The organism is Kribbella sp. NPDC004536, from assembly GCF_042873835.1.
Taxonomy (GTDB): domain Bacteria; phylum Actinomycetota; class Actinomycetes; order Propionibacteriales; family Kribbellaceae; genus Kribbella.
Window position 1 is genome coordinate 2,743,541 of record NZ_JBIALY010000001.1, and the last position, 13,246, is coordinate 2,756,786.

Sequence of the window (13,246 nt, forward strand, 5' to 3'; positions counted from 1 at the left end):
GTTGAGCCTCCAGAGGTCAGGCAACGGTGGCCGGTTGTCGGTCCAGGAGTTCGCCGGTTTCCCGGTCATACAGGAGGACCCGATTGGCGGGGGCGGTGAGAGTCACGGGGGCGCCGGCGTCGGGTTCTTCTTCCTCGGGAACGGTTACGCCTACCAGCGTGCCGTCGCAGTCGACCGTGACCAGCGATTGGGTACCCAGGTTCTCGGCAACGACAACGGTGCCGCGGAGGCCGGTGGCGTCGTTGGTGGTGAGGGTCAGATACTCGGGGCGGATGCCGACGGTCACCTCCACGCCGGCCGGCGTGGAGAAGGTTGTCGCTGGCAACGAGCCGCCGGCCACCGACACCACACCGACAGTGTCCGACCCACCGGTGGCGATTCGGCCAGGAAGAAGGTTCATCGGGGTCGAGCCGATGAAGTTGGCCACGAAGGTGTTGGCAGGTCGCGCGAAGACCTCGCGGGGCGAGCCCAGCTGGCGGAGCTTGCCGGATTCCATCACGGCGATCCGGTCGGCGAGAGCCAGGGCCTCGGCCTGGTCGTGGGTGACGAAGACCGTGGTGATGCCCAGATCGCGCTGCAGCTTCTTGAGGAACGTACGCGCCTCCAACCGCAGCCGGGCGTCGAGGTTCGACAACGGCTCGTCCAGTAGCAGGACCTTGCCTTCGGAGGCGATTGCGCGGGCCAGCGCGACCCGCTGTTGCTGGCCGCCCGAAAGCTGCCCGGGCTTGCGCTCGAGCAGGCCGTCCAACGACAGCTCGCCGGCAGTACGAGAGGCGACCGAAGCGCGGGTGGCTGGGGCTACTCGCCGTACCTTCAGCGGGTACGTGATGTTCTCGGCGACGCTCATGTGCGGGAAGAGCGCGTAGTCCTGGAAGACCATCGCAACCCCGCGCTTGCCCGGCTCCGACCGGGTGACGTCGGCAGCGTCGATCCGGATACTGCCGGAAGACGCCGTCTCCAGGCCGGCGATGGTCCGCAGTAGCGTGGTCTTACCGCAGCCCGATGGACCGAGCAGGGCGAAGAACTCGCCGTCGGCCACCTGCAGGTCCAGCCCGTCGACGGCGCGGACGCCGTTCGGGTAGACGGTCGCGAGGCCTTCGATGTCGATGCCCGCCATCAGCTCTTGATCCCTCCGTGGAAGCGGAACCCGTAACGCGAGTTCACCAGCAGGTACAGCACGACGACCGGGATCGAGAACAACAGCGAGAACACCGGCAGCACCTGCAGGTTCACGCTGCCGCCTTCGTCGGTGAGGGTCTGCATCAGCACCGCACCGGGCTGCTTGTCGATCGACCGGATGAGCAGGAAGGGCACCAGGAAGTTGCCCCAGGAGTTGACGAACGCCCAGACCATGATGGTGGCCAGGCCGGGCCGCGCGACCGGGAGTACGACGTCGCGCAGGATCTGCAGGGTGGACGCACCGAACACCCGCGCCGATTCCTCGTACGACTTCGGCACCGCGTCGACGAAGTCCTTCAGGATGAAGATTGCCGCCGGCAACAACCCGCCGGTCATCACCAGCGCGACCCCGAACCGCGAGTCGATCAGCCCGAGCTGGAACATCATCACGAAGATCGGCACCATCGCCGCCGTACCGGTCACCACCGACGAGAGCAGCAGCAGCCCGTAGAGCAACGCGTCCCGCCCCGGGATCCGCACCCGGGACAAGGCGTACGACGCCAGCGCCGCGAACAACGTCACCGCCAGCGCGGTGGTGATGCAGATCAGCAGCGAGTTGACCATCGAGTGCATCGCGTACGGGTGGTCGAGCGTCTTGCGGAAGTTCTCCAGCGTCCAGTGCGGCCAGCGCACGCCGAGACCGGGGGACGAGTCGAACGGCGCCGACGCGATCCACAGCATCGGTACGGCGAAGAACAGCGTGATCGCGCAGATCAGTACGTAGAAGCCGATCCGGCGCAGCACGAACGACGTCATGAGCGCCTCCGCAGCAACCGCAGGTAGACCAGTGAGACCAGCAGGTTCGCGAGCAGCAGCAGGAACGAGATGGCCGAGGAGTACCCGAGCTCCCCGCCCTGCAACGCCACGTTGTAGATGTAGACCGGCACTGTCTCGGACGCGTGGTTCGGACCGCCCTTGGTGAGCAGGAACGGCGAGAAGTCGTTCGCGGTCCACAGCGAAATCAGCAGCGTGTTCGTCAGCACGTGCCCGCGGATGTGCGGGAACACCACGTCCCGCAGCGTTTGCCAGCCGGACGCCCCGACCATCCGCGCCGACTCCAGTTGCGACGGCGGTACGGCCTGCAGCGCCGAGGAGTACAGCATGATCGAGAACGCCGTACCGCGCCACGTGTTGAACACGACGAGACAGAGCATCGGGTAGTCGATCAGCCAGGCGGTCCCCGGCGTACCCAGAATCCCGTTGAGAGTCCCGCCGTCACGGTCGTAGAACGCGACCCACAGGTACGCGACCACGGTCGACGGCAGGATCCACGCGAGCAGCGTCAGGGCCTCGACCGTACGACGTACCACCGGGCGCGCGCGCCGCAGTACCCAGGCCAGCGTGAAGCCGAGGACGTTCTGCCCGATGATCGCCGAACCGAGTACGAACAACAACGTCAGCCACAGCGCGTTGTGGAACAGTGCGTCGTTCAGCGCACGGGTGTAGTTCGACAGGCCGACGATCGACGGCGACACCGCCTCGACGCCGGTCAGCCGGTAGTTGGTGACGCCGATGTAGATGGTCCAGAGCGCGGGGAAGATCAGGAACGCGCCGATCAGCAACAGTGCGGGCGCGAGGAAGCCGAGCGCGCGGGCGACGCCGAGCCCCGCGACGTCCCGGGCCGGGGCTCGGCCCCGCGCAGGAGCTGGCCCCTGCGCGGGTGCGGGAACGGAAGTCATCAGTTACTGGACACCTTGTCCTTGCCGCCGGCCGCAGCCTCGACGGCCTTCTGGTACGCCGAAGCCGCGGCGTCGGTGCTCTTGCCCGCGACCACGTCCGCGGTCGCCTGCTGCAGGGCCGCCGAGATCTTCGGGTACTCCGCGCGGCCCGGACGGTACTGCGTGAGCGGCAGCACCTTGTCCGCGACGAAGCTGAGCATCGGGTCGCTCTTCAGCACTTCGCTGTTCACGTCGGACCGCTGGGTGATCTTCGCGGCGCCGGCCAGCGACTCCTTCACCATCTCGGCGGAGTTCATGAACTGCAGGAACTCCCAGGCCTGCTGCGGGTACTTCGTGTTCGGGTTGATCACGGTCGCGCCGCCGCCGGACATCGAGACGAAGTCCTGGCCCTTCACCCCGGCACCGGGCTTGCTCGCCGGGATCAACGCCCAGCCGACAGCGGTGTCCCGGTCGGCCATCTTCGCGACGCCTTCCTTCGGCTCGACGACGCTGCGCCAGAAGTAGTCGCTCTCCAGCAGGATGCCGATCTTGTTCGCGGCGAACTCCGCGAACGACTTGTCCCGGCCCTTGGCCTCCTTCTGCAGCACCGGATCACCGAGACCTGTCGAGTAGACCTGGTGGTAGAAGTCCAGCACCTGGCGCAGCTGCGAGGTGTTGCCCAGCCACTTGCCGTCGGAGTTCACGGTGGCGCCGGTGCCGACCAGCAGCGGCAGCACGCCCTGCATGGTGGTCGCCTCGCCCATCGCGGTACCGGCGTTGATCTGGATCGGCGTCACGCCGGAGATCTTCTTCAGCGCCTGACCCGCGGAGATGATGTCGTCCCACGACTTCGGCTGCCAGTCCGCGGGCAGGCCGGCCTGGGCGAACAGTTTCTTGTTGAAGTACAGCACGCGACCGTCGGTGCCACCGGGTACGCCGTATCGCTGGCCGTTGTAGCTGCCGAGCGCCTGGACCGAGTCCGGGATCTGCTTCCAGCCGTCCCAGTCGTTCACCTTCGCGGCGTCGCCGACGGTGTCGGTGAGCGGCTTGATGTAGTTCGCCTGGGCGAACTCGCCGACCCAGATGCCGTCGATCTGGAACAGGTCCGGGCCGGACTTGTTCGACAGGTCGAGGGACAGCTTCTGCTTGTAGACCTCGTCGTCGGAGCCGTCACCCTGGAACTTGACGGTGACGTCGACGCCCTTGCCTTTCTGCTCGGCGACGAACTTCGGGATCAGCACGTCGGAGATGAACGTCGCGCCGGCGCTGCTCTTGCCGCCCTTGACCGAGTTCGAGCCGAAGGTCAGCTCGACCTTCTTGGCGTCGGCGTTCCGGTTCGCGTCCTGGCCGCCGCTGTCGCCGGATCCCGACGTTCCGAGACAGCCGGTGAGCAGGGCGAGGGCCGCGGCGCCGAGGACGCCGGCGGTCGTCAACCGCGAGAGTGATCGCATCAGGGCTCCTTGCGAGAGTGGTCCAGCAGGCGTGCCGTCAAACATTGGCATCCTCGGACGACTATGTGAAGACTTTTTCCCAACCCTGGGTCGAACGTTTGCCAGCTGCAACCAGCCGAGCCGCTGTCAAGCCGGGATCCCACGCGACGGATTGCGGAAGAGTTAAAGGTCGCTCAAGGTTCTATGGCAACAGGTAGTTGAGTAGATACACAGGGTGAGCAGTGGAGCTACCGTTTTGCCGTTCGCTTCAGTTGATCGGAGGTGAAAAGACGTGAGACTTCTCCACGGAGTTGCTTGCCTGGTCGACGACCTGCTGGGTTGCTGGTGCTGGTGGTGACGACCGGGGCGGTGACGACACCGGGCTCCCGCTGACGCGCAAGCAGCGGGCATTCCGGGCTCATTCCCCGAGCGCCGCCCCCGACACAGGAGAAGAAGAAACGGCCGGCCCCGACGATGTCGGGGCCGGCCGTCCTCTCGTTGGCTCGGGGGCCTGTCCTACCTCAGCTCTGTGCCAGCTGCATCATCTGCTTCGGCAGCGTCGTCATCTGCGCCGGGATCGGCAGCTGCGGACGCAGCAGCGACAGCAGGCTGGCGGCCGCGCCCGCGATCGGCAGCGGCAGGGCCAGGCCCAGCGATGCCAGCAGGGCGTTCACCAGAGCGAGTACGGCGCCCAGGATGTCCAGGCTCGGTACCGGGAGTCCGCTCCAGGCCTCGATCGGAGTACTGGCGACACTCATGCTGCCCGTCGGCTGCGCCTGCTTGGCCTTCCCCTTGCCAAGCAGCGACGTCAGGGCGAGACCACTGGCAGCGTTCACGAACGTGCCGGAGCTCTCGTCGTAGGACCACTTCTGCCCGTCGCCGCTACGGCAGGGCAGCACCAGCAGTGGGGCTGCGGCCGGCACCTTGGCCAGGTCCGCTCCGCTGTCCAGGCAGGCTCCCGTCTTCGCAAGGGCGCCACCGACGCTCTTGCTCATCGCGACCTGCAACTGTCCGGACTCGGTGTAGATCCACTCCTGGGTCTTGCCCTCCTTGCCCGGAGCACACGCCATCATGACCGCCATCGGGACCTTGTCGGCCGCGACGAACGTCAGGCAGTAGCGGGTGTCGGAACGGGTGGCGATCTGTTGGGCCACGCCCACCGTCACGCCCGGAGCCTGCGAACCGCTGGGTGCCGGGTTCGCGGCCTGGGCCGGGATGGCCGTGGCGATGGCGACGCTGACCGCGAGCACCACCACGCCGGTGCGGCTGAACAGCTTTCGGATGATCAAGACAACCTCCAGAGGTCGTGCTATCACTCGGCGTCAGGTCGTCGGGACCCCGTGCGAGAGCCGTAACGCCGGCAATGACTCAGCGCGACGTTGACGCCACAACCAGTAATGCACAGGTCCGGGCGTGGAGGTTATGCCGATCTCGTGAAACTTGATGCCAATGGCAACAAACTGCCAGGCCGAAGTCGTTGCGTAAGGCATCGAAATCGGCCTGCAGGTTCGCTGTGCGACGGCTGAGAGATATTCGAGATATTACAGTAATGCGAGGGAATTCAGTGCACGGTTGATGCTGTAGGCAACGGAGTTGTCATCGTGGCTGCCGGGTGTCTCTGGGGTCCGGCGCGAGCTCCTGCTCGGTCGCCAGCCGGCTGTCGCCAGGCGCCTCTGCGTCGCCGGCGGCCTCGCTCGGGAGATCGGCAGAGTCGTCACGTTCCGTGATCTCACCGCCGACGGTGCTACTCGACGTGGTCGCGGCCTGGCTGCGCAGGTCGCGCATCTCCTTGCGGCGGCGCCAGCCGCGCGCGAGGCCCTTCTTCAGCAGCCAGAGGCCGGCCAGCAGTGCGACGCCGGTGATCAGGCCGAGGAAGTACACCGTCGGCACCGAGACGCCGAAGTCGACGCCGAACACCTCGAGCTTGGTGGACGCGGTCGACGACACCGAGACGCCCAGCCCGAACAGCACCGCCAGGGCGATCAGAACAATTCCGAGAACGGCCATGGTGCCCGCCTCTCTCTTTCAGGCCTCACTACTGAGCAATGCGGTGAGCAGCGCCACGGCGCCGCTCTTGTCGAGTGGGTTGTTCTGGTTCCCACACTTCGGCGACTGTACGCAGGACGGGCATCCATCCGTGCATTCACAGTGTGCAATCGCGTCGCGTGTCGCGGTCAACCACTCGCGCGCCGCGGAGTACCCGTGTTCGGCGAAGCCGGCGCCGCCCGGGTGGCCGTCGTACACGAACACGGTCAGCCGGCCGGTGTCGGCGTGCCGGGCGGTGGAGACGCCGCCGATGTCCCAGCGGTCACAGGTGGCGAAGAGCGGGAGCAGCCCGATCGACGCGTGCTCGGCGGCGTGCGCGGCGCCCGGTACGTCGGCGAGCCCGAGCGACTCGACCACACTGTCGGGCATCGTCCACCAGACCGCCTTGGTCCGCAGCGTCCGCTCCGGCAGGTCCAGCGGCTGTTCGTCGAGTACGTCGCCGGTCGCGATCAGCTTGCGCTGGTACGAGACGACCTGGCTCGTCACCTGCACCCAGCCGCGGGACAGCTCCGCCGTACCCCAGGCGCACGTCTCCTCGGTGGCGAGGATGCCGATCTCGGTGACGTCCCGGGCGAACGTCGTGTAGTCGGGTGAGGCCTGCTCCACGACGGCCGCGTGCTCCTCGAGGTCCAGCGAGCGGACCAGGTACGACTCGCCGGCGTGCACGTAGACCGCGCCCTCGTGGACCGACGAGTGCGCCGACCCGCCGTCCACCGTGCCGAGCAGGCGCCCGGTCCGGTCCTCGACGATCTGTACCGTCTTCCCGCCGGCGGAGCGGATGTCGATTGCGTCGACGGCCCGCTCCTGCCGCGTCCAGAACCACCCGTGCGGCCGTTCCCGCAACAAGCCCTGCCGGACGAGCTGTGCGATGACGGACTCGGTGGTGGCACCGAAGATCTCGTAGTCGTCAGCGGTCAGCGGGATCTCCTGCGCCGCCGCGCACAGCTGCGGACCGAGAACGTACGGGTTCTCGGGGTTGAACACCGTCGCCTCGACAGGACGCCCGAAGATCGCCGCGGGGTGCCGCACGAGGTAGGTGTCCAGCGGATCGTCACGCGCGATCAGCAGCGCCACCGCATCCCCACCGGCACGACCGGCCCGTCCTGCCTGCTGCCAGAGCGATGCGCGCGTCCCGGGCCAGCCGGAGAGCAGTACGGCATCCAGGCCCGCGATGTCGATGCCCAGCTCGAGCGCGTTCGTCGCAGCCACTCCGGTGAGCTCACCGCTCTGCAGCATCCCCTCGAGCCGCCGGCGCTCCTCGGGCAGGTAACCGGCTCGGTACGCCGACACTTGGTCCGTCAGCGCCGGGTCGACCTCGGCCAGGTTCTCCCGGGCCGTCATGGCGACAGTCTCGGCGCCACGTCGTGACCGGACGAAGGCGACCGTACGGACACCTGTGACGACGAGGTCGCTCAACAGGTCCGCCACTTCGGCCGTCGCCGATCGGCGTACCGGAGCGCCGTTCTCGCCGTGCATCGAGGTCAGCGGAGGCTCCCACAGGCCGAAGGCGATCCCGCCACGTGGAGAGCCGTCCGCGACGACCTCCACCATCGACAGCCCCGTCAGACGTTCTCCGGACAGCGCAGGCTCGGCCACGGTCGCAGATGCGCACACGAAGATCGGATGGGCCCCGTACTGCGCGCAGACCCGTCGCAGCCGCCGTAGGACACCGGCCACGTGTGCGCCGAACACACCGCGATAGTGGTGGCACTCGTCGACCACGACGTACTGCAGGCAGCCCAGGAACCGCGCCCAGCGCTGGTGGTTCGGTAGGACCGACCGGTGCAGCATGTCCGGATTGCTCAGCACGTACGTTGCGTAGTCGCGCGCCCAGTCCCGCTCGGTGAGCTCTGAGTCCCCGTCCAGTGTCGTGGCGCGCAGCCCAGGCACGGTGTACGACGAGACCGCGCGGAGCTGGTCGTGGGCCAGGGCCTTCGTCGGTGACAGGTAGAGCACCGAGGCAGTCCGCCGATGCGGCGAGGCGGCCTGCGCGATGCTCAACGTGGCGAAGGCAGGCAGCAGGTACCCCAGCGACTTGCCGGAGGCCGTACCGGTAGCGACGACCACATGCTTCCCGCCGTACGCCGCCTCGGCCGTCGCGACTTGGTGCGTCCACGGGGCCGTGATGCCGGCGTCCCTCAGTTGGTCGAGGACCTCGGGCGGGACCCAGCGCGGCCAGTCGCAGGTCTGCCCGAGCCGGGGCGGGACGGACTCGACATGCGTCAACCGGTCGTCCCGACCGGCGGCCAGGCTCTTCAGAACAGCTGCCGCCTCACGCATACCGGGAGCCTAGTCGCCGGTACGGACAGCTGTTCGCTGAGTGTGAGCTGAGAATGCACGTTCCGATGCACAGGGCTTTTTCCGGACGGGAATCGACTTCCCCGGGCCGAGATGAAAGAGTTTTCGGTGACGGGTCTCACTCACGGTCCGTACATGGTTGAATGCAGCAGTTCACGAGCGGATGCCAGTGAACCATGAGGCACAGGACGGGAATCGGAGGCCGAAGTGGATCTGTCGCTGACCGCGCGCGCCGAGGGCGGGCGGACCGTCATCGAGGTCGCGGGGGAGATCGACGTCTACACCGCACCGAAGCTCCGCGAGAAGATCGCCGCGCTCGTCGACGAAGGGGTCTACGACCTCGTGATCGACCTGGAACGCGTGGAGTTCCTGGACTCCACCGGTCTCGGCGTCCTCGTCGGCGGGCTGAAACGGGTGCGCACCCATGACGGATCCCTGTCCCTGGTCTGCACCCAGGAACGACTGCTGAAGATCTTCCGGATCACCGGCCTGACCAAGGTGTTCGACATCCACCCGGACGTCGCATCCGCTATCTGATCAAGCGAAAACGTGACTCCGTTACTACCTTGAGTGACAGTCCCGCCCGGGTTCCGGCACGGGGCTTGCCGTTTCGGTCTTCTATGGCGTAGACCACCCTGTCGTCAGGTCTGGTCGGGAACCCGTTAGAGTAACCCACCGCGCCAGTCCCCTGGCGCTGTGTCGTATTTCCCCAACCCTTCGGTTGCGGCAGACGGGGGCCGTCAGACCTGCATGGGTTGCCTACAAGGAGGACGGATGTCCGCGCTGCTTGCTGCACAAGCGGTGGATCTTTCGTCGAGCAACACCACACTGGTGATCGTCGTCGGAGTGATCGCGATCCTCGCGGTCGCCATTGCGATGGTCTTCCGGGGCCAGGTGCTTGCCGCGAACGATGGCACCGAGAACATGAAGACGATCGCCGCCGCGGTCCAGGAAGGCGCTTCCGCCTACCTGAACCGGCAGTTCCGGACGCTGTCGATCTTTGCCGTTGTCGCGTTTCTGTTGCTGTTCCTGCTGCCGGCGCACACCGACGGCGGCAACGAGACCACGCTCAAGATCTTCCGGTCGGTCTTCTTCCTCGTCGGTGCGGGCTTCTCGGCCCTGATCGGCTACCTCGGTATGTGGCTCGCGACGCGCGCCAACGTCCGGGTCGCCGCGGCCGCCAGGGACGAGGGCCGGGACCCGGCGATGCGGGTCGCGTTCCGGACCGGTGGAACCGTCGGCATGGCGACCGTGGGCCTCGGCCTGTTCGGTGCCGCGCTGGTGGTGCTGCTCTTCAAGGGTGACGCCCCGACCGTGCTCGAAGGCTTCGGCTTCGGCGCCGCGATGCTCGCGATGTTCATGCGGGTCGGCGGCGGTATCTTCACCAAGGCCGCCGACGTCGGCGCGGACCTGGTCGGCAAGGTCGAGCAGAACATCCCCGAGGACGACCCGCGGAACGCCGCGACGATCGCCGACAACGTCGGTGACAACGTCGGTGACTGCGCAGGTATGGCCGCGGACCTGTTCGAGTCCTACGCCGTGATGCTGGTGGCCTCGCTGATCCTGGGCAAGGCCGCGTTCGGCGAGCAGGGCCTGATCTTCCCGCTGATCGTGCCGGCCATCGGTGCCGTCACCGCGGTCATCGGTGTCTTCCTGACCCGCCCGCGGACCGGCGAGAACGGGCTGCGCACGATCAACCGCGCGTTCTACATCTCCGCGGTCGTCTCCGCGATCCTGTGTGCGGTGGCGGCGTTCGTCTATCTGCCGGGCAGCTTCAAGGACCTGACCGGTGCGGCCGGTACGCCGATCGCCAACACCGACGGCGACCCGCGGCTGATCGCGACCGTCTCGGTGATCATCGGCATCGTGCTGGCGGCCATCATCCTGGCGCTGACCGGTTACTTCACCGGCACCGAGGACAAGCCCGTCAAGGACGTCGGCAAGACCTCGCTGACCGGCGCGGCGACCGTCATCCTGTCCGGTATCTCGGTCGGCTTCGAGTCCGCCGTCTACACCGCCGTGGTGATCGCGGCGGCCGTGTACGGCGCGTTCCTGGTGGGTGGTTCCGGCATCGTCGCGCTGTTCGCGATCGCGCTGGCCGGTTGTGGTCTGCTGACCACCGTCGGCGTCATCGTCGCGATGGACACCTTCGGCCCGGTCTCCGACAACGCGCAGGGCATCGCCGAGATGTCCGGTGACGTGGACGGCGAGGCGGCCCAGATCCTCACCGAGCTGGACGCCGTCGGCAACACCACCAAGGCGATCACCAAGGGCATCGCGATCGCGACGGCGGTCCTGGCCGCGACCGCGCTGTTCGGTTCGTACACCGACGCGATCCGGTCCGCGCTGGCCGACAACTACGCGAAGTTCGAGGCCGACGCGCTGGTGTTCAACCCGGGCACGCTGGTCGGCCTGATCCTCGGTGCCGCGGTCGTGTTCATGTTCTCCGGGCTGGCCATCAACGCGGTCGGCCGCGCCGCCGGTGCGGTGGTCTACGAGGTCCGTCGCCAGTTCCGCGACATCCCCGGGATCATGGAGGGCACGGGCAAGCCGGAGTACGGCAAGGTCGTCGACATCTGCACCCGCGACTCGCTGCGCGAGCTGGCGACCCCGGGTCTGCTGGCGCTGACCGCGCCGATCGCGGTCGGCTTCGGCCTCGGTGCGCCGGCGCTGGCCGGTTACCTGGCCGGTGCGATCGGTGCCGGCACGCTGATGGCGGTCTTCCTGGCCAACTCCGGTGGTGCCTGGGACAACGCCAAGAAGCTGGTCGAGGACGGCAACCACGGCGGCAAGGGTTCGCCCGCGCACGAGGCCACCGTCATCGGTGACACCGTCGGTGACCCGTTCAAGGACACCGCGGGTCCGGCCATCAACCCGCTGATCAAGGTGATGAACCTGGTCTCGGTGCTGATCGCTCCGGCCGTCGTCGGGATGTCCACGATCGGCGACAACACCAACACCGCGCTGCGGATCGTCATCGCGGTGGTCGCGCTGGTCATCCTGATCGCAGCGGTCTGGGTCTCCAAGCGTCGCGAGTCGGTCATCGCCGACACCCCGGCGGAGGCCAAGGCAGCCGCGTAAGCAGTACGTCAGCAATACCTCAGCAGTACCTCCTGAACGGCCCGCCGGTTCCGACCGGCGGGCCGTTTCGCATGGACCGGGGACGCGCCCGCCGACTACTGTCGACGTACGACAGAATTGCTGGGAGGTAGGGGTGCCTCGACGACTACCAGCCTTGCTGCTGCTCGTGCTGGTCGGGGTGCTGGCGACGGTGCAGCCGGCCAGGGCGGCGACTCCGTCGCCGGATGCGTCGTACCTCTATAGCGCCCATCAGCTGAACCTGACGATCATCGAGGCGGCGCACGCGGCGACCACGCAGGCCCGGACCTCCTGTGTCCGTAAGGCCGGCGCGCAGATCGAGCGGGACCACCGCAAGCTCGCGGCGCAGGAGCTCGACATCGCGACCCGGTTCGGCATCGTGCTGGTGACGGTGCCGTCGCTGGCGCAGCGCAAGCAGCTCGACGCGCTCGCGGCCAAGGGAAAGAAGCCCGGGTACGACGCCGCGTGGCTCGCGCTGCAGCGGGCGACCCATCAGCAGTACCTGACGCTCGTCGAGGGCGACCTGCCGAAGAACGCCTCGCCGGCCGTGGAATCGGTCGCGGACGGGGCCAAGCCGGTGATCGAGATGGATCTGCGGATGGTCGCGGGGAAGTGCAGTACCGGATCCGGCACTCCGGTCGTGGCGACCGGTGACGGCGGTCAGCAGGCCGCCAAGTCCAAGGCACAGACCCGGGCCGCGCTGATCCTGCTCGCGATCGGGGCGATCCTGCTGCTGGTCGGCAAGTCGATCTCGGTGAAGCGGCGGCTGATCGGGATCGCGGCGATCGCGGGCGGGCTGGTGATGATGTTCGGCGGACGGGTGCACAACGCGGGCGAGGTGCCGGATTCCGGGACGGCGGTCGCGGACCGGGAAGCCGCCGTACCTCCGGTGAAGGTGAAGCTGCCCGGGTACCTCGAGGCGACCGTACGGCCGGTCGCGACCAGCGCCGACGGTCAGTTGCAGGTACCGGCGTCGGCCGACGTCGGATGGTGGGCCGCGGGCGCCGCACCCGGGGCGGAGGGCGGGACCGTGTTGCTCGCGGGGCATGTGGACACGACACGTGGGCTCGGGGTGTTCGCGTCGCTGTCCGGCGTACCGATCGGGGAGAAGGTCGCGGTGACGGCCGGGGACGGCGACGTGCACTGGTACAAGATCGTGGCGCGCCGTACGTACAAGCAGAGCGCGCTGCCCGCGGACCTGTTCCACGGCGCGGTGAAGCCGCGGCTGGCGTTGGTCACGTGTACGGGGCCGTTCGACCACAAGACCAGGCGGTACAGCGACAACCTGGTGCTGTACGGCGTACCGGTGGACTGACCCGTTCGGGAGTCACTTCCAACTTTTCCGGTAGCCGGAAGTACGGCGTAGGTCGACTTTCGGCTGATGTGTTCACCCGTGAGATGGGGGATCGTCGGGGTCGGGGTCAGGGTTTCAACCGATGGCAGCCGGCCGTCCCGGCGGCAGAATCAACCCACGGGTGGACACACCGGATCCGCCCGGGGTCCGATGCTCAGCCCGGTGTGGACCTCGATACTGAT

The 13,246-nt window shown here is 67.6% G+C and carries 10 protein-coding genes; 3 read left to right on the top strand and 7 right to left on the bottom strand.

Going from position 1 to position 13,246, the window contains the following annotated elements:
• Positions 1 to 16: 16 nt before the first annotated feature.
• The 7 genes from ACFYRU_RS13725 to ACFYRU_RS13755 form a co-directional block, all read right to left on the bottom strand.
• The gene (locus tag ACFYRU_RS13725) at positions 17 to 1,117 is read right to left on the bottom strand and encodes an ABC transporter ATP-binding protein (protein WP_387657354.1); all 1,101 of its coding nucleotides are present in this window, start codon (positions 1,115 to 1,117) and stop codon (positions 17 to 19) included.
• Entirely contained in the window at positions 1,117 to 1,935 is an 819-nt protein-coding gene (locus ACFYRU_RS13730; protein WP_387657356.1) for a carbohydrate ABC transporter permease, read from the bottom strand. Before ACFYRU_RS13730 ends, ACFYRU_RS13725 begins: the two co-directional genes overlap by 1 nt.
• Positions 1,932 to 2,858, bottom strand: coding sequence for a carbohydrate ABC transporter permease (locus ACFYRU_RS13735; protein WP_387657358.1), 927 nt, complete (start codon positions 2,856 to 2,858; stop codon positions 1,932 to 1,934). Before ACFYRU_RS13735 ends, ACFYRU_RS13730 begins: the two co-directional genes overlap by 4 nt.
• On the bottom strand, positions 2,858 to 4,288 hold the full coding sequence (locus ACFYRU_RS13740; RefSeq protein ID WP_387657360.1) for an extracellular solute-binding protein: 1,431 nt from the start codon (positions 4,286 to 4,288) through the stop codon (positions 2,858 to 2,860). The genes ACFYRU_RS13735 and ACFYRU_RS13740 overlap by 1 nt, the downstream gene beginning before the upstream one ends.
• Positions 4,289 to 4,788: 500 nt before the next feature.
• Positions 4,789 to 5,556, bottom strand: coding sequence for a hypothetical protein (locus ACFYRU_RS13745; protein ID WP_387657362.1), 768 nt, complete (start codon positions 5,554 to 5,556; stop codon positions 4,789 to 4,791).
• A gap of 307 nt (positions 5,557 to 5,863) precedes the next feature.
• Positions 5,864 to 6,274: a hypothetical protein gene (locus tag ACFYRU_RS13750; protein WP_387657365.1), complete on the bottom strand. Its 411-nt coding sequence runs from the start codon at positions 6,272 to 6,274 to the stop codon at positions 5,864 to 5,866.
• Positions 6,275 to 6,292: 18 nt separating this feature from the next.
• Complete coding sequence (locus ACFYRU_RS13755) at positions 6,293 to 8,593, bottom strand: DEAD/DEAH box helicase (RefSeq protein WP_387657368.1); 2,301 nt, start codon at positions 8,591 to 8,593, stop codon at positions 6,293 to 6,295.
• Between the two features lie 225 nt (positions 8,594 to 8,818).
• Between ACFYRU_RS13755 and ACFYRU_RS13760 the strand changes: the two genes are divergently transcribed.
• The 3 genes from ACFYRU_RS13760 to ACFYRU_RS13770 all read left to right on the top strand — a co-directional run bounded on the left by ACFYRU_RS13760 (position 8,819) and on the right by ACFYRU_RS13770 (position 13,025).
• Positions 8,819 to 9,148, top strand: a complete 330-nt coding sequence (locus ACFYRU_RS13760) for an STAS domain-containing protein (RefSeq protein WP_130387202.1) — start codon at positions 8,819 to 8,821, stop codon at positions 9,146 to 9,148.
• 237 nt (positions 9,149 to 9,385) lie between these two features.
• Entirely contained in the window at positions 9,386 to 11,692 is a 2,307-nt protein-coding gene (locus tag ACFYRU_RS13765) for a sodium-translocating pyrophosphatase (RefSeq protein WP_387657372.1), read from the top strand.
• Between the two features lie 133 nt (positions 11,693 to 11,825).
• Positions 11,826 to 13,025 carry a DUF4142 domain-containing protein gene (locus ACFYRU_RS13770; protein ID WP_387657374.1) on the top strand — a complete coding sequence of 400 codons (1,200 nt, stop codon included), beginning with the start codon at positions 11,826 to 11,828 and terminating at the stop codon, positions 13,023 to 13,025.
• Positions 13,026 to 13,246: the final 221 nt, after the last annotated feature.